A 20,504-nucleotide genomic window follows, 5' to 3' on the forward strand; every position below is an offset into this window, starting at 1 on the left:
GCGGCTGGCGGCCCGCATGGAGAACGACTGCTCGACGGCCTGGCGCGCCGTCATCGAGCACGCGGAGACGGCCGACGACCGCGCGTTCGGATCCACCGCCCTGACGCAGAGCACGGTCATGGCCGCCCGGTGGAACCGCGTGCTGGGCGCGTGGCCCATCACGACGAGCTTCCCGGGCGGCAACGACTAGTCTGCGCTACCGGTCGACGGCCGCCGCGATGTCGGCGGCCAGCGACGGGCCGACGGTCAGCTCTCGGGTCTGCCCGCCGAAGCGATCCCGCAGCTCGACCCTGCCGTCGGCCCAGCCCCGCCCCACCACGACGATCCGCGGCACGCCGAGCAGCTCGGCGTCCTTGAACTTGACCCCGGGCGACGCCTGGCGGTCGTCGAGCAGCACCTCGAGGCCCAGCAGATCCAGGTCGTCGGCCAGCGCGATCGCCCCGGCGCGGGCCTGGTCGTCCTTGTTGGCGATGACCAGGTGCACGTCGAACGGCGCGACGGCCGACGGCCAGCGCAGGCCGAGCTCGTCGTGGTGCTGCTCGGCGATCACGGCCACCATCCGCGACACGCCCAGGCCGTAGGAGCCCATGGTCAGGCGCACCGGCTTGCCGTCCTCGCCGAGCACGTCGACGGTGAAGGCGTCGGTGTATTTGCGGCCCAGCTGAAAGATGTGGCCGATCTCGATGCCGCGCGCGGACACCAGCGGGCCCGCACCGTCCGGGGACGGGTCGCCGTCGCGCACCTCGGCGGCCTCGATGGTGCCGTCGGCCGTGAAGTCCCGGCCCGCCACCAGACCGACGACGTGCCGGCCGGGCTCGTCGGCCCCGGTGATCCAGCTGGTGCCGTCCACCACCCGCGGGTCGACAAGGTAACGAACCCCGTTGTCGCGCAACGCTTTCGGCCCGATGTAGCCCTTCACCAGGAACGGGTACTTGGCGAAGTCGGCGTCGTCGAGCAACGCGTAGTCGGCCGGTTCCAGCGCCGCGCCCAGCCGCTTGTCGTCGACCTCCCGGTCGCCGGGCACCCCGATCGCCAGCAGCTCCCACTCCCCGCCGGGCTGGCGGACCTTGAGCAGCACGTTCTTCAACGTGTCGGCGGCGGTGATCTCGCGGCCCAGGTTGGCGCCGTTGGCCCACTGGACCAGGGTGGCGATGGTCGGGGTGTCTCCGGTGTCGTGGACCACCGCCTCGGGCAGCCCATCGATCGGGCGCGCCTCGGGGCGGGCGGTGACGACCGCCTCGACGTTGGCGGCGTACCCGGACTCCAGGCAGCGCACGAAGGTGTCCTCGCCGACTTCGCTCTCGGCCAGGAATTCCTCGGACGCGCTGCCGCCCATCGCGCCCGACACCGCCGACACGATGACGTAGCGCACCTGGAGCTTCTCGAAGATGCGCTGATATGCCTCCCGGTGCGCGTGGTAGGCGGCCTTGAGCCCGGCGTCGTCGATGTCGAACGAGTAGGAGTCCTTCATCACGAATTCCCGCACGCGCAGGATGCCGGCCCGCGGCCGCGCCTCGTCGCGGTACTTGTTCTGGATCTGGAACAGCAGCAACGGAAAGTCCTTGTAGGAGCTGTATTCGCCCTTGACGGTCAGCGCGAAGAGCTCCTCGTGGGTGGGGCCCAGCAGGTAGTCGTTGCCGCGGCGGTCCTGCAGGCGGAAAACGCCGTCGCCGTATTCGGTCCACCGGTTCGTCGTCTCGTACGGCGCGCGCGGCAGCAGGGCCGGGAACAGGATCTCCTGGCCGCCGATCGCGTTCATCTCGTCGCGGACGATCCGCTCGATCTTGCGCAGCACCCGCAGCCCGAGGGGCAGCCAGCTGTACAACCCGGGCGCGACGGGCCGCACGTAGCCGGCCCGAATGAGCAGCTTGTGGCTGGGCACTTCGGCGTCGGCCGGGTCGTCGCGCAGGGTGCGTAAGAACAGCTCGGACATCCGGGTGATCACAGCGGGCCAGCCTAACTAGTGGCGTGGGCCTGCCGAAAATCAGTTACGCCGGGCTAGAGCTCGCCGGCGTCGAGCGCGTCCTTGACCTCTTGCGCGTGGGCGACCTGCTCGGGGGTGTAGCCGATGAGCAGCGCCGCACCGCCGACGATGACGGCCACGCCGGCCACCCACAGCAGCCCGTAGGTGTAGCCGTGGTCGAGGGCCTGCAATTGCGTGGCGTTCATGAACTTCACCGGGCCGTTGGTGCCGCCCAGGTACAGCGTGCGCGAGGTGATCACGGCCTGGATGACGGCCAGCACCAGCGGCCCGCCCAGGCTCTGCAGCATCAGCGCGATCGCCGACACCGGGCCGATCTGGTCGAAACCGACACCGGCGATCGCCGACAGGGTCAGCGGGACGACGCAAATGCCGATCCCGATCCCGCCGACGATGATGGGCAGCACCAGGTTCGGGAAGTAGGGCACGCCCCGGTGCATGAAGAACGAGCCGTAGATCATCGCCCAGAAGAGCAGCAGCCCGCCGCCGATGGTCAGCACCCGCGGCGAGAACCGCGACACCAGCTGCGACGACAGACCGAGGCCGATGCCCATCGCGATGACGAACGGGATGAAGCCGACGCCGGCCCGCAGCGCGCTGTAGCCGAGGATGTCCTGCACGTACAGGCCGATGCACACCGTCAGGCTGAACATCAGCCCACCGGCCAGGAAGATCGCGGCGAACGTGACCAGCCGGTTGCGGTCGCGGAACAGCTCGAACGGGACGACGGGGTTCTCGGCGCTGCGCTCGACGACGATGAAGGCGAGGGCCGCCGCCAGCGCCACCGCGGCCGAGCCGATGGTGGTGAGCGAGACCCAGCCCTTCTCCGGCCCCATCGAGAAGGCGTAGACGGCGGCGGTGCAGGCCAGCGTGGCCAGCATGGCGCCGGTCGCGTCGAGCTTCATCCGCTCCCGGTTGGTTTCGCGCAGCGCGGTGCGGGCCAGGTAGATCATCACCAGCCCGATCGGCACGTTGACCAGGAAGGCCAGCCGCCAGGACACCTCGGTCAGCGCGCCGCCGACGACCAGCCCCATCACGGAACCGATCGCGGTCATCGCGGCGAACACGGCCGTCGCGGCGTTACGCGCCGGTCCCTTCGGGAAGGTGGTGGCCACCAGCGCCAGACCGGTCGGCGACGCGATGGCCGAGCCGATGCCCTGCAGCAGCCGGGCGATGACCATGGTCGCCTCGTCCCAGGCGACCGCGCACAGCACCGAGGAGATGGTGAACAGCGCGACGCCGACGATGAACGTGCGCTTGCGCCCGATGGTGTCGCCGAGGCGACCCCCCAGCAGCATCAGCCCGCCGAACGTCAGCACGTATGCGGTGATCACCCAGCTGCGGCCGGCGTCGGAGAGGCTCAGCTCGTTCTGGATCCGGGGCAGCGCCACGATGGCGACGGTGCTGTCCATCGTCGCCAGCAGCTGCATCCCACCGATGGCGATCACGGCCGCGATGAACCGCCACGAAGGCAGCCACGCCGGCGAATACCTGCCGATACGTGAGGAGGCGGTCTCCGCCGGCGGCGTAGCGCGCACCGGGGCCGGACGATCGGGGCGTGCGGACGTCCAATTTTGGGCCGCGCGCTCTGCGTCGTTGAGAGCCGTCATAATGGGTTACCTTACAGTAATCTTAAGAATCTTTTAAACGCCGAATGCGGCTACGGCCCCGATCACGATGATCGCGGGAGGTCGGATCCCCTCGGCGCGGATCTTTTCCGGCGTGTCGGCCAGGGTGGCCCGCAACGTGTGCTGAGCTGCGGTTGTCCCGTGCTGGACCACCAGTACCGGCGTCTCCGCAGGTCGGCCCCCCTTCAGCAGCGCATCGACGAACAGCTCGATGCGTTCGACGGCCATCAGCAAAACGATCGTGCCCCGCATCGCGGCCAATGCATCCCAATTCACTAACGATTCGGGGTGGCCCGGCGCGACGTGCCCGCTGACCACCACGAACTCGTGATTTATCGCCCGATGGGTGACCGGAACGCCCGCCAGCGCGGGCACTCCTATGGCACTTGTCACACCGGGCACCACGGTCACCGGAATCCCGGCCTCGGCGCATGCCAGCACCTCCTCGTAGCCGCGCGCGAAGACGAAGGGGTCCCCGCCCTTGAGGCGGACGACGAAGCTGCCGGACCGGGCCCGCTCGATCATGACCTGGTTGATCGCGTCCTGGGCCATGGCGCGCCCGTACGGGATCTTGGCCGCGTCGATCACCTCCACGTGCGGCGGCAGCTCCGCCAGCAGCTCCGGCGGCGCGAGCCGGTCGGCGACCACGACGTCGGCCTGGGCAAGCAACCGCCGCCCGCGCACGGTGATCAGTTCGGGGTCGCCGGGGCCGCCGCCGACCAGCGCCACCCCGCCGCGCACCACGTCGGCGCTCTCGGCCGTGATGACCCCCTGCTGCAGGGCCTCCCGGATGGCCGACCGGATGGCCGCGGACCGGCGGTGCTCGCCGCCGGCCAGCACCCCGACCGACAGGCCGGCGTAGCTGAAGGTCGCCGGGGTGACCGCGGTTCCCTCGACGGCGATGTCTGCGCGGACGCAGAAGATCTGGCTGCGTTCGGCCTCGGCGACGACGGCGGCGTTCACCCGAGCGTCGTCGGTGGCCGCGATCGCGTACCAGGCGCCGTCGAGGTCGCCGTCGCGGTATTCGCGCACCGACAGGACGATTCCGGTCATCGCCTCAACGGCCGGGGTGGCGGTGCGCGTGATGACGTGCACGTCGGCGCCGCTGGCGATGAGCAGGGGCAACCGGCGCTGGGCGACGGTCCCGCCGCCGACCACGACGACCTTCTTGCCGGCCAGCCGCAGACCGGCCAGGTAGGCGTTCTCGGTCACGCGGCAAGCCTAAGGGTTGGTCGCCGGCCGGCCGGCGTGCGCGACGAAGCGCGCCACGGCGCGCGGCGCGGCGGCCGGGTGGGTGTGCAGGTACGACGCGTGCACGCCGGCGTGCACCGCGCCATCGGAGACGGCCTGCACCTGCTCACCCCGGTATACCCACGCCGGCTGGTAGCTTTGGGCGAAAGTGACTGTGGTGCGGTGGAATTCGTGGCCGACCACCCGCTCGCCGGCGGTATACAGCGGCGAATCCGCCACCGCGACGGCCTCGCGGTAGGCCAGCGTGAGGTGCGGCGTGAAGCGCGCCGAGCCGGCCAGCACCCCACACATCGGGTGCCCGTCGAGGTCGGAGGCCAGGTAGATCAGCCCGGCGCATTCGGCGTGCACGGGCCCGCCGGCGGCGGCCAGCTCGTTGATCTGGCGGCGGACGACGTCGTTGGCGGACAGCTCCGCGGTGAACTGTTCGGGAAAGCCGCCGGGCAACAGGACCGCGTCGGTGCCGTCGGGCAGGGCGTCGACGAGTGGGTCGAACTCGGCGACCTCGGCGCCGGCGGCGCGCAGCAGCTCCGCGTGCTCGGCGTAGCCGAAGCTGAACGCCTTTCCGGCCGCCACGGCGACGGTCGCGCGCGCGGGCGGCGGCGCCCCCACCGCCGCGGCGGGGTCCCACGGCCGGTCCGCGGAGCCGCAGCGGCCGGCCGCCACCACGGCGGCCAGATCGACGTGGCGGGCGACCAGGTCGGTCATCGCCGCCACCGCGTCGTGCGCGCGGCGCCCGTACTCCACGGCGGTGACGAGCCCCAAGTACCTTGTGGGCAGCTCCAATTCGGCGGCGCGCGGGATGGCTCCCAACACCGGCACGCCGGCCTGCTCGCAGGCTGCTCGCAGCACCTGCTCGTGCCGGGCCGACCCGACCCGGTTGAGGATCACCCCACAGATGCGGGTGGCGGCGTCGAAGGTCGAAAACCCGTGCAGCAGCGCGGCGATGCTCTGACTCTGGCCCCGCGCGTCGACCACCAGGATCACCGGGGCGCCCAGCAGGCCGGCGACGTGGGCGGTGGAGCCCGCCGCGGGAGCCGCCGTCCCGATGCGGCCGTCGAAGAGACCCATCACCCCCTCGACGACGGCGATGTCCGCGCCGGCGGCGCCGTGCGCATACAGCGGGCCGATCAGCCGCTCCCCCACCAACACCGGATCGAGGTTGCGGCCGGGGCGCCCGGCGGCCAGGCCGTGGTAGCCGGGGTCGATGAAGTCGGGGCCGACTTTGAACGGCGCGACGGCATGGCCCGCCTTGCGCAGGGCGCCGATCAAACCCGTTGCGACGGTGGTCTTTCCGCTGCCCGACGCGGGCGCGGCGATGACCACCGCGGGGACCGGCGTCATCGCCCCTCCCGGTGCCGCGAGCGTGCGCACAATGACAGCCCGCACGGCGTGTCGGCGTACAGACACGCACGCTCGCGGGGCAAAGGCGGGGCGCTCACCACTCGATGCCCTTCTGCCCCTTGCGGCCCACATCCATCGGGTGCTTGACCTTGGTCATCTCGGTGACCAGGTCGGCGGCGGCGACCAGCCGCTGCGGCGCATCGCGCCCGGTGATCACCACGTGCTGGTGGCCGGGCCTGGCCAGCAGCGCGTCGACGACGTCGTCGACGTCGACCCAGCCCCACTTGAGTGGATAGGTGAATTCGTCGAGCACGTAGAAGTCGTGGCGCTGCGCGGCCAGCCGGCGCGCGATCTCGGCCCAACCGTCGGCCGCGGCCGCCGCGTGGTCGATTTCGCTGCCGGCCTTGCGCGTCCAGGACCAGCCGGCCCCCATCTTGTGCCATTCGACTGCGCCGCCGGCGCCATCGCGGTCGTGCAGCTCGCCAAGCCGGGCGAACGCCGCCTCCTCACCGACCTTCCACTTCGCGCTCTTGACGAATTGGAACACGGCCACCCGCAGGCCGGCGTTCCACGCCCGCAACGCCATTCCGAATGCCGCCGTCGACTTTCCCTTGCCCGCGCCGGTGTGCACCGCCAGCACGGGCGTGTTGCGCCGGGCCCGGGTGGTCAGGCCGTCGTCGGGCACTTCGAGGGGTTTTCCTTGCGGCATGGCGACCTATTCTCGCTCAGGCCGCGCCGCGCACGGCGCGCGTCAGATTCTCGGCGCGCAGCTGCTCCAGCCGCACCATCGGCGCGCCGAGCTGATCGGCGAGTTGGCGGGCCAGCCCCAGCCGCACGTACGACGTCTCGCAGTCCACCACCACCGCGGCGGCGCCCTCGGCCAGCAGCCGGGCCGCCGCGATTCGGCTGCGCCCCAACGGGTCCGGCCCGGCGGTGGCCCGGCCGTCGGTGAGCACGACCACCAGCGGGCGGCGCGCCCGGTCGCGCGCCCTTTCCCGGACGATCAGCTCTCGCGCGGCGAGCAGGCCCTCGGCGAGCGGGGTCTTGCCGCCGGTGTCGAAGCGGGCGAGTCGCCGCCCGGCGATGTGCGCCGACGAGGTCGGCGGCAGCAACAGCCGGGCTTCGGTTTGGCGGAAGGTGATCACCGCGACCTTGTCGCGGCGCTGGTAGGCGTCGCGCAGCAGTGACAGGGTGGCTCCGCTCACGGCGGCCATGCGATCGCGGGCGGCCATCGACCCCGACGCGTCGACGACGAAGATCACCAGGTTGCCCTCGCGCCCTTCGCGGATGGCGCGGCGCACGTCCTCCGGGTCCGGCCGCAGCGGCCCCGTTCCGGCGCGCTCGGCGGCCGCCAGCAGGGTGGCGAACAGGTGCAGTCCGTGCGCGCCTGCGTCGCTTCCGTCGCTGGCCGCCACCACCATGCCGGAGGCGTTGCGCGCCCGCGACCGCCGTCCCGGCGCGCCCTCGCCGACGCCAGGGACGGTCAACGCCCGGGCGCGAAACGTCGCGGACGGCGGCGCGCTCGGTTTCGTTGACGACCGCGGCTTCGAATTTGCCTGCGGTTCAGGGGCATCGGCGGCCTGGCCGCCCCCGGGCTGGTCGGGATCGGGCTCGGGGTCTTCGGAGCCGGCTTGCGCCAGGGCATCGTCCAGCTGGTCGCGGTCGATGCCGGGCTCGTCGAACGGGTCGCGGCGGCGCCGGTGCGGCAACGCCAGCTCGGCCGCCACCCGGATGTCCTGCTCCTCGACGATCGCGGCACCGCGCCACGCGGCGTGCGCGACGGCGGTGCGGGCCACCACCAGGTCCGCCCGCATGCCATCGACGTCGAACGCCGCGCACAGGGCGGCGATGCGCCGTAACTCGTTGTCCGGCAACGTCACCTGGTCGACGAGGGCCCGGGCAGCGGCGATCCCGCGGGCCAGTTCCGCGTCGGCGTCGGCGTAGCGCGCCGCGAACGCGTCCGGGTCCGCCTCGTAGGCCATGCGCTGCCGGACCACCTGCATCCGCACGTCGACGTCGCGGGATGCGTGCACATCGACGGTGAGCCCGAACCGGTCCAGCAGCTGCGGACGCAGCTCGCCCTCTTCCGGGTTCATGGTGCCGATCAACACGAACCGCGACTCGTGCGAGTGGGAGATGCCGTCGCGCTCGATGTGCACCCGTCCCATCGCCGCGGCGTCGAGCAATACGTCGACGAGGTGGTCGTGCAGCAGGTTGACCTCGTCGACGTAGAGCACGCCGCCGTGGGCGCGCGCCAGCAGGCCCGGGGAGAACGCGTGCTCGCCGTCGCGCAGCACCCGCTGCAGGTCCAGCGATCCGATCACGCGGTCTTCGGTTGCGCCGAGCGGCATTTCGACCAGGCCCCCGCCCAGCAGCGCCGCCAGCCCGCGCACGGCCGTCGATTTGGCGGTGCCCTTCTCGCCGCGGATGAGGGCGCCGCCGATCTCCGGGCGAACGGCGCACAGCAGCAGGGCGAGCCGCAGTTGGTCGTGCCCGACGATCGCGCTGAATGGATACGGCTTCACGGCGCCTCCGCCAGCCCGGAGCCCGGACGCACCATCGGAACGTGCGGGATGCCGTCGTCGACGAAATCGTCGCCGGCACGGACGAATCCGTGCTGGGCGTACATGTCGGCCAGGTATGCCTGGGCGTCGATCCGGCACGGGTAGTCGCCGACCTCGGCGAGCGCGGCGCGCAGCAGCCGGGTGGTGTGGCCCTGGCCGCGGGCGCTGCGTTTGGTGCACAGCCGCCCGATCCGGAACGCCTTCTCGCCCCCGGCGTGCTCCTCCATCAACCGCAGCGTGCAGATCACCTCGCCGTCGGGTGTTTCCAGCCAGAAGTGCCGGGTTTCGGCGAGCAGGTCGCGCCCGTCGAGTTCCGGATACGGGCAGGCCTGCTCGACGACGAACACCTCCACCCGCAGCTTGAGCAGCTCGTAAAGGGTCGCGGCGTCAAGGTCTTTGGACCAGGAGCGGCGCAGTGTTTCCGTCACGAGTGCACGCCCAATCCTAATGCCTTTGTGCCCCATGACCAGACGTCCTCGAACAGGGCGGGCTCGCGGGACAGCTCGGTCCCCAGCGACGGCACCATCTCCTTGAGCGTGGGCAGCCAGGAGGCGTACCGGCCGGCGAAGCAACGCTGCAAGACGTCGAGCATGGCCGGCACCGCGGTCGACGCCCCCGGGGAGCCGCCCAGCAGCCCGGCGATGCTGCCGTCGGCGGCGCCGAGCACGGTGGTGTTGAAGTCGAGCGCCCCGCCGCGGCGCCGGTCGCGGCGGATGACCTGAACCCGCTGGCCGGCTACCGTGAGCTGCCAGTCGGAATCGGTTGCGCTGGGTGCGAATTCGCGCAGCGCTCGCACCCGGTCGGGCTCGGAGAGCCGCAGCTGGCGAATCAGGTAGTTGACCAGCGTCAGCTGGGTGGCCCCGACGCCGAGCATCGACACCAGGTTGTCGGGCTTGACCGAGCGGGGAAGGTCGGTGAAATGGCCGTGCTTCAAGAACTTCGGCGACCAGCCGGCGAACGGCCCGAACACCAGCCACGACTTGCCGTTGACGAACCGAAGGTCGAGATGCAGCGCGCCGAGCGGCGGCGCGCCCGGCGCGGGGGTGCCGTACACCTTGGCGCGGTGGGCGGCGGTGAGGGTCGGGTTATCGGCGCGCAGGAACCGGCCGCCGATCGGGAAGCCGGCGTAGCCCCTGACCTCCTTGATGCCCGACTTCTGCAACAACGGCAGCGCGTCGCCCCCGGCCCCCACGAACACGAATTTGGTGTTCAGCCGGTGCTTTTCGCCCGTGCGGCGGTTGCGCACCTGCAGCGTCCAGCTGCCGTCGGATTGGCGGGTCAGGTTGCGGACCTCGTGACCGAACAGGGCCGTCGCGCCGCCCCGCACGCAAAAACCGACGAGTTGCCGGGCCAGCGAACCGAAGTCGACGTCGGTGCCGTCGGCGGCCCAGTTGAGCGCGGTCGGCTCCGAGAAATCACGTTTGGCGGCCATGAACGGCAGCCGGCGGGCGAATTCGTCCGGGTCGTCGATCAATTCGGTGCGCGCGAACAGCGGGTTGCCGGCCAGGGCGCGCTGCCGCCGGCGCAGGTAGTCCACCCGCCGGGCCCCGCGCACGAAGCTGGCGTGCGGGACCGGGTTGAGGAAGCCGCGGTCAGTCAGGATCCCGTTCTCCACGGCGTAGGCCCAGAATTGGCGGGTCACCTGGAACTGCTCGTTGATGCGCACGGCTTTGCTGATGTCGATCGAGCCGTCGGGGTTCTCCGGCGTGTAGTTCAGCTCGCACAGCGCGGAGTGCCCGGTGCCCGCGTTGTTCCAGGGGCTGCTGCTCTCGGCGGCGACGGCGTCCAGGCGCTCGATGAGGGTGATCGACCAGTCCGGTTCCAGCCGACGGAGTAATGCGCCCAGCGTGGCGCTCATGATGCCCGCACCCACCAGCACGACGTCGGTGCGCGCGGTTCTGGCTGGGCCTGACACCGTCCCAGGTTATCCCGGCGCTATCGGGGCGTTGATGACGAGCGGCCACCCGTAACCAGCAAACCCTTTAAGCTGGCTTGGTGACTGGCGGGGCGACTGGCTGGGTGCCCGACGTGCTGCCCGGCTATTGGCAGCACACGATCCCGCTCGGGCTCGACCCCGCCGGCGAGGGCGAGATCGTGGCGACGCTGGTCCGCCGCGGCGAGCCCACGGACGCGCGGCACGCCGTGCTGGCCGTGCACGGCTACACCGACTACTTCTTCCACACGGAGTTGGCCGATCGATTCGCGGATCGCGGCTTCGCCTTTTACGCGCTGGACCTGCAGAAGTGCGGCCGGTCGCGCCGCGAGGGCCAGACCCCGCACTTCATCACCGACCTGGCGCACTACGACGCCGAACTCGGGCGGGCGCTGTCGGTGATCCGCGCGCCCGGCCCGTCCGGCCGGCGAGCCAAGGTGCTGGTTTACGGCCATTCCTCCGGCGGGCTCATCGTGCCGTTGTGGCTGGACCGGTTGCGCCGGCGCGATCCCGCCGCGCACGCCGGCGTCGGCGGCGTGGTGCTCAACAGCCCGTTCCTCGACCTGCACGGCCCCGCGGTGCTGCGCCACTCGGTGACCTCGGCGGTGATCGCCGGACTGTCCCGGGTGAAGTCCAAGGGCGTGGTCCGCGGATCCACCGAGGGCGGCTACGGCACCACCCTGCACCGCGACTACCACGGAGAGTTCGACTACAACCTGCAGTGGAAGCCGCTGGGCGGCTTCCCGATCACCCTTGGCTGGTTGCACGCCATCCGGCGCGGCCAGGCGCGGCTGCACCGCGGGCTCGACGTCGGTGTGCCCAACCTGCTCCTGCGGTCCGATCACACGGTGCGGGAAACCAACGACCCGGCGTCCATGCAATCGGGCGACGCGGTCCTCGACGTCACCCAGATCGCCAAGTGGGCCGGCTGCATCGGCAATCGCACCACCATCGTCCCGGTGCCCGACGCCAAACACGACGTGTTCCTGTCGCTGAACCAGCCGCGCCGCACCGCTTATCGCGAACTGGACCTCTGGCTGGACCACTACCTCAGCAACGAAAGCACCGACGCGTCGGCATCATCGGGGAAGGGGTGACGGCCCAAGCATGGAAACGTACGACATCGCGATCATCGGAACCGGTTCGGGCAACACCATTCTCGACGACCGCTACGCCGGAAAGCGGGCGGCCATCTGCGAGCAGGGCACCTTCGGCGGCACCTGCCTCAACGTCGGGTGCATCCCGACCAAGATGTTCGTCTACGCCGCCGAGGTCGCCGCCACCATCCGGGACGCGGGGCGCTACGGCATCGACGCCCGCATCGACCGGGTGCGCTGGGACGACATCGTCTCGCGCGTCTTCGGACGCATCGACCCGATCTCGCTGAGCGGCGAGGAATACCGGCGCTCGTTGCCCAATGTCGACCTCTACGAACGGCACACGCGGTTCGGGCCGGTGCAGCCGGACGGCCGCTACCTGTTGCGCACCGACGCCGGCGAGGAGTTCGCCGCCGATCAGGTGGTGATCGCGGCGGGCTCCCGCCCGGTGATCCCGTCGGCCATCCTCGCGTCCGACGTGCACTACCACACCAGCGACACGGTCATGCGCATCCCCGAGCTGCCCGAGCACATCGCGATCATCGGAAGCGGGTTTGTTGCAACGGAATTCGCGCACGTCTTCTCCGCGCTCGGTGCGCGAGTCACCCTGATCGTCCGGGGCGCCACCCTGCTGCGCTACTTCGACGACACCATCTGCAAACGGTTCACTCGGATCGCCTCGCGCAAATGGGAACTGCGCACCCACCGGATGGTCGCCCGCGCCGCCAACCGCGGCTCCGGCGTCGCCCTGGAGCTCGACGACGGGTCCACCCTGAACGCCGACCTGTTGCTGGTGGCCACCGGCCGGATGTCCAACGCCGACCTACTGGACGCCGAACAAGCCGGCATCGACATCCGGGACGGCCGGATCGCGGTCGACGAATACCAAAGGACCTCGGCGCGTGGCGTTTTCGCGCTCGGCGACGTCTCGTCGCCCCACCAGCTCAAGCACGTCGCCAACCACGAGGCCCGGGTCGTGCAGCACAACCTGCTGTGCGACTGGGACGACACCGAGTCCATGGCGGTGACCGACCACCGGTTCGTGCCGTCGGCGGTGTTCACTGCCCCGCAGCTGGCGACCGTCGGGCTGACCGAAAACCAGGCCATCGCGCGCGGATTCGACATCTCGGTCGCGGAGCAGGAGTACGCCGACGTCGCCTACGGCTGGGCCATGGAGGACACCACCGGGATGGTCAAACTCATCGCCGAGCGCAACAGCGGGTGCCTGCTGGGCGCGCACATCATGGGATACCAGGCGTCGTCGATCATCCAGCCGCTGGTCCAGGCGATGAGCTTCGGGCTGACCGCGACGGAGATGGCGCGTGGACAGTACTGGATACATCCGGCGCTGCCCGAGGTGGTCGAAAACGCCCTACTGGGCTTGGGCTAGTGGCGATCGCAAGCGCGGCGTAGCCGGGCGCCGCGGGTCGCCACCATCGGGTTAGTGGCGATCGCAAGCGCGGCGTAGCCGGGCGCCGCGGGTCGCCACCATCGGGCTAGTGGCGATCGCACGCGCGGCGTAGCCGGGCGCCGCGGGTCGCCACCATCGGGCTAGTGGCGATCGCGCTGGCACTGCGGGCACAGCCCGTGCAGCGTCAGGCCGGCCGCCTCCGACAGCGCGAACGAACTGCCCGCCATCGCGTGCTCGAGCGCCGAACTCAGTTGCCGTGCGGGTACCTCGATGATCGAGCCGCACCGCGTGCACACCGCGTGGTGGTGGGGGGCGGTGGCCAGGCCGTAGGTGGTCACGCCGCCCTCGAGGGTCAGGGCGTGCAGCACGCCCTGATCGACCAGGGTCGTCACGGTGCGATAGATCGTCGCCACGTCGGGCGGCGGGGTGCCGGGCGGCAGGGACGCGCGCATCCGCTGGTGGATCTCGGCCACCGGCAGGTGCCCGTTGACCGGCTCGAGCACCGCCAACACCTGGATCCGCGACGCCATCCGGCGCAGCCCGTGCGCCCGAAGCAGGCCACCGATGCGTTCGGTGACGGCCGGGTCCAGCGCGGTGGCCTGCTTGGAGGCCCTGGGCGACATCCTCTCAGTGTCGCGGCCGGCACCGGTGATTGCCAGTCTTCGCCCACCGCTCCTGCAATCCACTTGCACTTGGCTCGCGAGGCTCCCTAATGTCGTGAAGGTGGCCGGTAAGCTGCGAAGCGCCTTGGCGCCGGCGGAGTGGTGGCGGCTCGGATCGATGCTGGCGGTGATCGCCGCACTGCATGCGATCGGCTGGGGCACCCTGGTGCTGCTGGTGGATCCCGCTCGGATCAGCATGGGCGGCAAGGCTTTTGGCATCGGCGTCGGGTTGACGGCCTACACCCTGGGCATGCGGCACGCCTTCGATGCCGACCACATCGCCGCCATCGACAACACCACCCGCAAGCTGATGAGCGACGGGCAGCGGCCCCTGGCCGTCGGCTTCTTCTTCTCGCTGGGCCACTCCACGGTGGTCTTCGCGCTGGCACTGTTGCTTGCGGCCGGGGTCAAAGCGATCATCGGGCCGGTCGAGGACGACTCCTCGACGCTGCATCACTACACCGGCCTGATCGGCACCAGCGTCTCGGGCGTGTTCCTCTATCTGATCGCGATCCTCAACGTCGTCGTGCTGGTCGGCATCCTGCGTGTGTTCGCGCGCCTGCGCCGCGGTCATTACGACGAATCCGAGCTGGAACTGCAGCTGCAGAACCGCGGGCTGATCAACCGGTTCCTCGGCCGCCTCACTCGATCGATCACCAAGTCCTCGCACCTGTATCCGGTCGGGCTGTTGTTCGGGCTGGGTTTCGACACCGCCACCGAGGTCGGGCTGCTGGTGCTGGCCGGCACCAGCGCGGCGGCCGGGCTGCCGTGGTACGCCATCCTGTGCCTGCCGGTGCTGTTCGCCGCCGGCATGTGCCTGCTGGACACCATCGACGGCTCGTTCATGAACTTCGCCTACGGCTGGGCCTTCGCCAGCCCGCTGCGCAAGATCTACTACAACATCACCATCACCGGGCTGTCGGTGGCGATCGCGCTGCTGATCGGAACCGTCGAGCTGCTCGGCCTGTTCGCCGGCCAGCTGGGGTGGCGGGGCCCGTTCTGGCAATGGCTGGGCGGCCTCGACCTCAACGCCGTCGGCTTCGCCGTCGTCGGCGTCTTCGTCCTCACCTGGGCGGTCGCGCTGCTCGTCTGGCGCTACGGGCGCATCGAAGAAAAGTGGGCGTCCTCCTCGCCGGCGCCCGAGTCCGCGACTTAACCGGTGGTGGTCGATCCAGGCGCATTACTTGCAAACCCGCACCGGGACGCCAGGATGACATCATGCATCCCAGGTTGACCGCGCGGGTGGAACAACGTCGGTCGATCCCCGTCCTTGTCTGGCAATTCGCCGAGCCTCGACTGTGCATCTCGTCGGGCCCGCTCGGCGGCGGCATCGGCGCCCGCGACTGGGTGGTCAACGCAACGGTCCCCCTCGATTACGACCGGACCGACCCCGACCGCCACCTGACCGAGATCGGCACCGCCCTCAAGCTTTCCGGCGCCGGCTGCGGGCTGCTCACCGCGGTCGACGTGACCCGGCACCACCGCGCCGACGACGGCGGCGTGCATGCCGCCGCAACGGTTGGGCTCTCCAGCCCGGCCTGGGCGGCCGCGCCCGACCGGCACTTCCGCCGCCAGTCGCGGTCCGGCGTCCAAACGACCGACGGTGACGAGCACCGGGTGGGGACGATCAACATCGTGGTTGCGGTGCCGGTGCGGCTGTCTCATGCCGCCCTCGTCAACGCCGTAGCCACGGCAACGGAGGCGAAAGCGCAAGCGTTGTACGACACCGGGGTGCCGGCCACCGGAACCGCCTCGGACGCGGTTGTCGTGCACTGCCCGACGGACGGGACCCCGGAGACGTACGGCGGGCCGCGCTCGGCGTTCGGCGCGCGCATCGCGCGGGCGGTGCACGCGGCCGTGCTTGCCGGTGCCCGGTCCTGGATTTCGGGGTCCCCCGAGCGGTGTTAGACCCGCGGACGGTGTCGAACCGCCGCGTTTCACACGGTGCCCCCGTCGGATGTTTCCTGCTGCGTGGGTGAGGCGCCGCTCCACGTGCTCGGAATCATCGGCATCCGCGGGCTGCCGTCGAAGGCATCGTCGGCGAGCATGGCCAACCCCGCCGGTCCGGCGCCGGTTTTGGTGGCGATTCCGGCGAACCCCTGAGGCGCGCCGCCAGTTGCCGATGCCGTCGCCGCGCCAACCAGGTCTTCGCCCGCGGAGCTTCCGTCGTCCAAATCCATGTATTCGTAACCGCGCCCAAGCATCTGCGCCCTCGTGCGCCGGCGCCGCTGCGTTCTGTCCTTTTCTATGGGTGTCGCCGCGGTCACCGGCGCGGCGGCGCTGTCGGGTTGGGGCGCCTTCTTTCGCGCCTTGCCGGCCGCCGCCGCGCCGGCAACCGCGCTCAGGTCGCCCACCAGATAGGCGAACCCTTCCATGCCCACACCGGTACCCGCCCCGGTCACCGTCGGTGGGGTGGCCGACGGCGGGGGCGCCGCGGGCGTGGCGGCCGGCGCGGTGGCCTCCACGGGAGCCGGCGTCGGAGAGGACGCGGGGGTCGAGATGCCGGGAGACAGCGCGAGAACCGGCGGCATGATGGGCGGCCCGACGGGCGGTACCGGCGGCACGGCGGCCAGTCCCGCCAGGCCGGCGAGGCCGATCGGCGCCACCCCGCCGGCGGCCAACGCCACTATCGGAGCGGTTATCAGGGGCACGAAAACCGTCAGGACCACGGCAGTCTGCTCGAGCAGCGTCTTGAGCAACGCGATGGTGTCGGTGATGATCGTGCCGACGGCTTCGACGGTGGTGAACAGGATGGTGAAACCGATCGTCGCGGGATCCCCGCTCGCGAGCGCCGCCGTCAGATCCAGTCCGATAAAGAAGAACGTCTCCGACAGATACGCGACATACGAGCCGATATCCATCGGGTAGCCCAGGGCGAACGCGATGTTGGTCGGACTGAGGAAGATCAGCGGGTTACCCAGCAGCGGCAGGTAGGGGTCAAACCCGGAAAACATCGCCGCGAAGAAGGGATTGTTGTACAGCGCGTTGCTCAGCGGTTCTAAGACGTTGTTCCAGTAGTCGACGAAACCGATCTTCGTCAGCCAGGCCATGACCTCGTTCTCCGAGTCGGGAGGCAACGGGAAGGCCTGGTAGAACGCTTCCACCAGCGCATGAAAGTTCACGATCTTCGGCGCCGCCGGCACCTGCGGTGACGAGGCCACCGCGGCGGTCGCCACCACGTGGTAGATGCCCATCACGGTCGCGGCCTGTACCCACATCCGTGCATAGTCGGCTTCATTCAGTGCGATGGGAATGGTGTTGATGCCGAAGAAATTTGTCCCCAGCAACACCGCGTGGGTGGCGTGGTTGGCGGCCAGCTCGGCCAGGGTGGGCATCGCGGCAAGGGCGGTGGTGTAGGCGGTGGCCGCCGCTTGATGTCGGACGGCCGTCGCCGCGCTGTCGGCGGCGGCCAGCGTGAGCCAGGCAATGTGCGGGGCGTGGCCGGCTACATACGCCGCCGCGCTGGGGCCCTCCCATGCGCCGGCCTGCACCTCCACCATCAGCGCGGTCAGCTCCTCGGCCGTCTCGGTGTACGCGATGCTCAACGAGGTCCACGACTCTGCCGCGGCCAGTAGCGGACCGGGCCCCGGCCCGCTGCTCAGCAGTGCCGAATGGACCTCTGGCGGTGACGCCATCCAGATTGGGCCGGTCATCGGAGACGACCGAATTCGACAGTGATGGTTCGACAGTGCTGGTTCGACAAAGAGGTTTGCGGCGCCATGACAGGCCAGCTCTCTCGGGGTACTCCGCCCCGGGTAGCAGGACACGATGACGCGAGTCTCCTGGCTCTCGGATCGCTGCTCGCCTCGCCTTCCGACCGGTGGCCGTGGCTTCGTGAGGTTCGCTCCCCGATGACAGTGGCGGGACCGCGCCGGATTCGCACCGGCTTCCTGCGTCGTCATCGCCTTACGCGGAATATTGTCGCACCCCCGGCCCGAACTTGCCCGAATCGAGCAAACCCAGCTGATGCTGAGATCGAGTTGCGCTTGAGTTCAGGCCACCACCGTTTCGGGTGTAGAAAAGGGCCATGCACGAGCTGTCGCTCTGCGAGGCCATCGCCGACCTGGTGAAGACCCACGCCGGGGGCCGGCACGTCGACGTGGTGCGGGTGCGGATCGGGGCCCTTCGCCAGGTGGTGCCGGAATCGCTGTCGTTCTGCTGGACACTGGTCCGGGACTCCGAGGACATGCCGGACGCCGAGCTGGAACTCGAGTGCGTCGGCGCCGAGGTGCGCTGCCGTTCCTGCGGCCGCCAGTCCGAGATCACGTCGGCCTGGTCCATCTGGTGCCCGCAGTGCGACAGCCCCGACGTCGAGGTGCTGCGCGGCAACGAGTTCCTGGTTACATCCTTGGACGTATCGTGAAAGCCTCAGGCGCTCAGGGCAACTCCACGAATGTGCATTTCGCGACGCGACACGCCGCGGATACGTCGCGGGATGCACACTCGGCGCGGGAGTCCCCGTTGCGGTGCGCATTAGGATTCGGCCATGGGTAGGTTTCACCGGCACGACGACGGAACCGTGCACACCCACGATCACGACCATCCCGACCACGAGCACGGGGACCACAGTCACTACCAGACGGGCAAGCAGCGCATCGACGTGCTGGAGGCGATCTTCGCCGAGAACGACGTCCTCGCCGAGGCGAACCGCGCGGCGTTCGAGAGCCACGGGATCCGCACGCTGAACCTGATGAGCTCCCCGGGCTCGGGCAAGACGACCATCCTGCAGTCGACGCTGGACGAGCTCGCGGGCGAATTCGCGATCGGTGTCATCGAGGGCGACATCGCCACCGACCTGGACGCGGCCAAGCTCAGCGGCCGCGGCGCCCAGGTGTCACTGCTCAACACCAGCAACGGGTTTGGCGGGGAATGCCACCTCGACGCACCGATGGTGAATCGCGCCCTGCCCGGCCTCGACCTCCCCGGCCTGGACCTGGTGATCATCGAGAACGTCGGCAACCTGGTCTGCCCCGCGGAGTTCGACGTCGGCGAGCACGCCAAGGCCATGGTGTACTCCGTCACCGAGGGCGAGGACAAGCCGCTGAAGTACCCGGTGATGTTCCGATCGGTGGACGTGGTGCTGCTCAACAAGATTGACCTGGTGCCCTACCTGGATGTCGACGTCGACTCGTACATCTCGCACGTCCGCGAAGTCAACGCCGCGGCCGAGATCCTGCCGGTCAGCGCGCGCACCGGCGCCGGCATGGGCGCCTGGTTCGGGTGGCTGCGGCGGTTCGCGACCAACCCCGACGGCTGACCACGCCGTACTGCAATCCACTCGCATGACGGACTTGCAAATCGCTTGCAAGACAACGCAACTTTCCGGTCCTTCGTTAGGCATGCTCACGGGTTCGCCGCGCGCGCCGCGGATCGCCGAAATCCCCTGTCCGGCAACGCCATTGAGCGCAATCAGGGGCCAATAGCACAGCTGTCTATTTGCCGACCGTTGACAACCGACTGAGGCGGGAGTAGACCCAAAATCAGCGCTGCGCAAGTGGGCCGACGGTCGACTCCGGCAGCGCAAGGAGCGTCCAGCCCGAGCTCCGGAAAGCTGCAGCATGCCGACAGAAGCAGCAGTCAAAGCGGAAGAAACATTGATCCATGTTCTATGGATCAACGCGGGCCTCAGTTGCGACGGCGATTCGGTGGCGCTGACTGCCGCCACCCAGCCCAGCGTGGAGGAAATAGCCCTCGGTGCGCTTCCGGGCTTGCCCAAGGTTGCCGTGCACTGGCCCCTGATCGATTTCGAATGCGGCCCTAACGGCGGGGCCGACGACTTCCTCGAGTGGTTCTTCAGAGCCGATCGCGGCGAGCTCGAACCGTTCGTGCTCGTCGTCGAGGGATCCATCCCGAACGAGAAGATCAAGGACGAGGGGTACTGGTGCGGGTTCGGCAACGACCCGGCCACCGGCCAGCCCATGACCACCAGCGAGTGGCTCGACCGGCTGGCGCCCAAGGCCACCGCGATCGTCGCGGTCGGGACCTGCGCCACCTACGGGGGCATCCACGCGATGGCCGGCAACCCGACCGGGGCGATGGGCGTGCCCGACTACCTCGGCTGGGACTGGAAGAGCAAGGCCGGCATCCCGATCGTCTGCGTTCCGGGCTGCCCGATCCACCCGGACAACCTGTCCGAGACGCTCACCTACCTGCTCTACATGGCCACCGGTCAGGCGCCGATGATCCCGCTCGACGACGCGCTGCGCCCCACGTGGTTGTTCGGCAAAACCGTGCACGAAGGCTGTGACCGCGCCGGCTACTACGAGCAGGGCGATTTCGCCACCGAATACGGGTCACCGAAATGCATTGTGAAGCTTGGCTGTTGGGGCCCGGTCGTCAAATGCAACGTGCCCAAGCGCGGGTGGATCAACGGTGTCGGCGGCTGCCCCAACGTCGGCGGGATCTGCATCGGATGCACCATGCCCGGCTTCCCGGACAAGTTCATGCCGTTCATGGACGAGCCGCCGGGCGGCAAGCTATCCAGCACCGCGGTCGGCTTGTACGGCAGCGTGATCCGCAGCCTGCGCGGTGTCACGGGCCGCACCGTCGACAAAGAGCCGAAGTGGCGCCACAACGGCGACCAACTCACCACCGGGGCCCGCCGCACCTGGTAGGTCGCGGCACGCTTCGTTCTAT

At 69.9% G+C, this 20,504-nt stretch carries 18 protein-coding genes and 1 riboswitch; of the genes, 8 read left to right on the forward strand and 10 right to left on the reverse strand.

Features of this window, described 5'->3' with window-relative positions; genetic code table 11:
- Positions 1-190, forward strand: a 190-nt coding sequence (locus tag A9X00_RS00005) for a DUF4439 domain-containing protein (protein ID WP_156771854.1), incomplete at its 5' end; no start/stop codon positions are given.
- Between the two features lie 6 nt (positions 191-196).
- Here A9X00_RS00005 and A9X00_RS00010 read toward each other — a convergent pair.
- From A9X00_RS00010 to mqo, 8 genes are all read right to left on the reverse strand, one after another.
- Complete coding sequence (locus A9X00_RS00010; protein ID WP_067147359.1) at positions 197-1,945, reverse strand: proline--tRNA ligase; 1,749 nt, start codon at positions 1,943-1,945, stop codon at positions 197-199.
- Positions 1,946-1,998: 53 nt separating this feature from the next.
- Positions 1,999-3,591 carry an MFS transporter gene (locus tag A9X00_RS00015; RefSeq protein WP_067147362.1) on the reverse strand — a complete coding sequence of 531 codons (1,593 nt, stop codon included), beginning with the start codon at positions 3,589-3,591 and terminating at the stop codon, positions 1,999-2,001.
- A 33-nt stretch (positions 3,592-3,624) separates the two neighbouring features.
- The gene (cobA, locus tag A9X00_RS00020; RefSeq protein WP_067147366.1) at positions 3,625-4,821 is read right to left on the reverse strand and encodes a uroporphyrinogen-III C-methyltransferase; all 1,197 of its coding nucleotides are present in this window, start codon (positions 4,819-4,821) and stop codon (positions 3,625-3,627) included.
- A gap of 9 nt (positions 4,822-4,830) precedes the next feature.
- Positions 4,831-6,201: a cobyrinate a,c-diamide synthase gene (locus tag A9X00_RS00025; protein ID WP_067147370.1), complete on the reverse strand. Its 1,371-nt coding sequence runs from the start codon at positions 6,199-6,201 to the stop codon at positions 4,831-4,833.
- 94 nt (positions 6,202-6,295) lie between these two features.
- Positions 6,296-6,910: a cob(I)yrinic acid a,c-diamide adenosyltransferase gene (cobO, locus tag A9X00_RS00030; protein WP_067147373.1), complete on the reverse strand. Its 615-nt coding sequence runs from the start codon at positions 6,908-6,910 to the stop codon at positions 6,296-6,298.
- Positions 6,911-6,926: 16 nt separating this feature from the next.
- Complete coding sequence (locus A9X00_RS00035) at positions 6,927-8,726, reverse strand: magnesium chelatase subunit D family protein (RefSeq protein ID WP_067147376.1); 1,800 nt, start codon at positions 8,724-8,726, stop codon at positions 6,927-6,929.
- Complete coding sequence (locus A9X00_RS00040; protein WP_067147379.1) at positions 8,723-9,193, reverse strand: GNAT family N-acetyltransferase; 471 nt, start codon at positions 9,191-9,193, stop codon at positions 8,723-8,725. Before A9X00_RS00040 ends, A9X00_RS00035 begins: the two co-directional genes overlap by 4 nt.
- Entirely contained in the window at positions 9,190-10,680 is a 1,491-nt protein-coding gene (mqo, locus tag A9X00_RS00045) for a malate dehydrogenase (quinone) (protein ID WP_082974588.1), read from the reverse strand. The genes A9X00_RS00040 and mqo overlap by 4 nt, the downstream gene beginning before the upstream one ends.
- A 104-nt stretch (positions 10,681-10,784) precedes the next feature.
- Between mqo and A9X00_RS00050 the strand changes: the two genes are divergently transcribed.
- Positions 10,785-11,795: an alpha/beta hydrolase gene (locus A9X00_RS00050; protein ID WP_067147382.1), complete on the forward strand. Its 1,011-nt coding sequence runs from the start codon at positions 10,785-10,787 to the stop codon at positions 11,793-11,795.
- A gap of 10 nt (positions 11,796-11,805) precedes the next feature.
- Positions 11,806-13,185, forward strand: coding sequence for a mycothione reductase (gene mtr, locus A9X00_RS00055; protein ID WP_067147385.1), 1,380 nt, complete (start codon positions 11,806-11,808; stop codon positions 13,183-13,185).
- Between the two features lie 161 nt (positions 13,186-13,346).
- Here mtr and A9X00_RS00060 read toward each other — a convergent pair whose 3' ends face one another.
- The gene (locus A9X00_RS00060; protein ID WP_067147388.1) at positions 13,347-13,829 is read right to left on the reverse strand and encodes a Fur family transcriptional regulator; all 483 of its coding nucleotides are present in this window, start codon (positions 13,827-13,829) and stop codon (positions 13,347-13,349) included.
- 100 nt (positions 13,830-13,929) lie between these two features.
- On the opposite strand from A9X00_RS00060, the gene A9X00_RS00065 reads away from it, so the two are divergent.
- Entirely contained in the window at positions 13,930-15,024 is a 1,095-nt protein-coding gene (locus A9X00_RS00065; RefSeq protein WP_369830696.1) for a HoxN/HupN/NixA family nickel/cobalt transporter, read from the forward strand.
- A gap of 62 nt (positions 15,025-15,086) precedes the next feature.
- Positions 15,087-15,776, forward strand: coding sequence for an adenosylcobinamide amidohydrolase (locus tag A9X00_RS00070; protein ID WP_197515001.1), 690 nt, complete (start codon positions 15,087-15,089; stop codon positions 15,774-15,776).
- Between the two features lie 29 nt (positions 15,777-15,805).
- Here A9X00_RS00070 and A9X00_RS00075 read toward each other — a convergent pair whose 3' ends face one another.
- Entirely contained in the window at positions 15,806-17,521 is a 1,716-nt protein-coding gene (locus A9X00_RS00075) for a PPE family protein (protein ID WP_067147398.1), read from the reverse strand.
- Between the two features lie 101 nt (positions 17,522-17,622).
- A riboswitch (cobalamin riboswitch) is annotated at positions 17,623-17,812 on the reverse strand.
- Positions 17,813-17,895: 83 nt separating this feature from the next.
- Between A9X00_RS00075 and A9X00_RS00080 the strand changes: the two genes are divergently transcribed.
- From A9X00_RS00080 to A9X00_RS00090, 3 genes are all read left to right on the forward strand, one after another.
- Positions 17,896-18,231, forward strand: coding sequence for a hydrogenase maturation nickel metallochaperone HypA (locus A9X00_RS00080; RefSeq protein ID WP_067147401.1), 336 nt, complete (start codon positions 17,896-17,898; stop codon positions 18,229-18,231).
- 123 nt (positions 18,232-18,354) lie between these two features.
- The gene (gene hypB, locus A9X00_RS00085; protein ID WP_067147404.1) at positions 18,355-19,125 is read left to right on the forward strand and encodes a hydrogenase nickel incorporation protein HypB; all 771 of its coding nucleotides are present in this window, start codon (positions 18,355-18,357) and stop codon (positions 19,123-19,125) included.
- A gap of 301 nt (positions 19,126-19,426) precedes the next feature.
- Positions 19,427-20,482, forward strand: coding sequence for a hydrogenase expression protein HypE (locus A9X00_RS00090; protein ID WP_067147407.1), 1,056 nt, complete (start codon positions 19,427-19,429; stop codon positions 20,480-20,482).
- Positions 20,483-20,504: the final 22 nt, after the last annotated feature.

Source organism: Mycobacterium sp. 1245805.9, assembly GCF_001672915.1.
In the GTDB taxonomy this organism is placed as follows: domain Bacteria; phylum Actinomycetota; class Actinomycetes; order Mycobacteriales; family Mycobacteriaceae; genus Mycobacterium.

What these genes read in the sequence shown, in the direction of transcription:
- A9X00_RS00015 (WP_067147362.1), bottom strand. Translation starts at nt 3,591, where the DNA reads ATGACGGCTCTCAACGACGCAGAGCGCGCGGCCCAAAATTGGACGTCC.
- A9X00_RS00025 (WP_067147370.1), bottom strand. Translation starts at nt 6,201, where the DNA reads ATGACGCCGGTCCCCGCGGTGGTCATCGCCGCGCCCGCGTCGGGCAGC.
- cobO (WP_067147373.1), bottom strand. Translation starts at nt 6,910, where the DNA reads ATGCCGCAAGGAAAACCCCTCGAAGTGCCCGACGACGGCCTGACCACC.
- mtr (WP_067147385.1), top strand. Translation starts at nt 11,806, where the DNA reads ATGGAAACGTACGACATCGCGATCATCGGAACCGGTTCGGGCAACACC.
- A9X00_RS00060 (WP_067147388.1), bottom strand. Translation starts at nt 13,829, where the DNA reads ATGTCGCCCAGGGCCTCCAAGCAGGCCACCGCGCTGGACCCGGCCGTC.
- A9X00_RS00070 (WP_197515001.1), top strand. Translation starts at nt 15,087, where the DNA reads ATGCATCCCAGGTTGACCGCGCGGGTGGAACAACGTCGGTCGATCCCC.
- A9X00_RS00075 (WP_067147398.1), bottom strand. Translation starts at nt 17,521, where the DNA reads ATGACCGGCCCAATCTGGATGGCGTCACCGCCAGAGGTCCATTCGGCA.
- A9X00_RS00080 (WP_067147401.1), top strand. Translation starts at nt 17,896, where the DNA reads ATGCACGAGCTGTCGCTCTGCGAGGCCATCGCCGACCTGGTGAAGACC.
- hypB (WP_067147404.1), top strand. Translation starts at nt 18,355, where the DNA reads ATGGGTAGGTTTCACCGGCACGACGACGGAACCGTGCACACCCACGAT.
- A9X00_RS00090 (WP_067147407.1), top strand. Translation starts at nt 19,427, where the DNA reads ATGCCGACAGAAGCAGCAGTCAAAGCGGAAGAAACATTGATCCATGTT.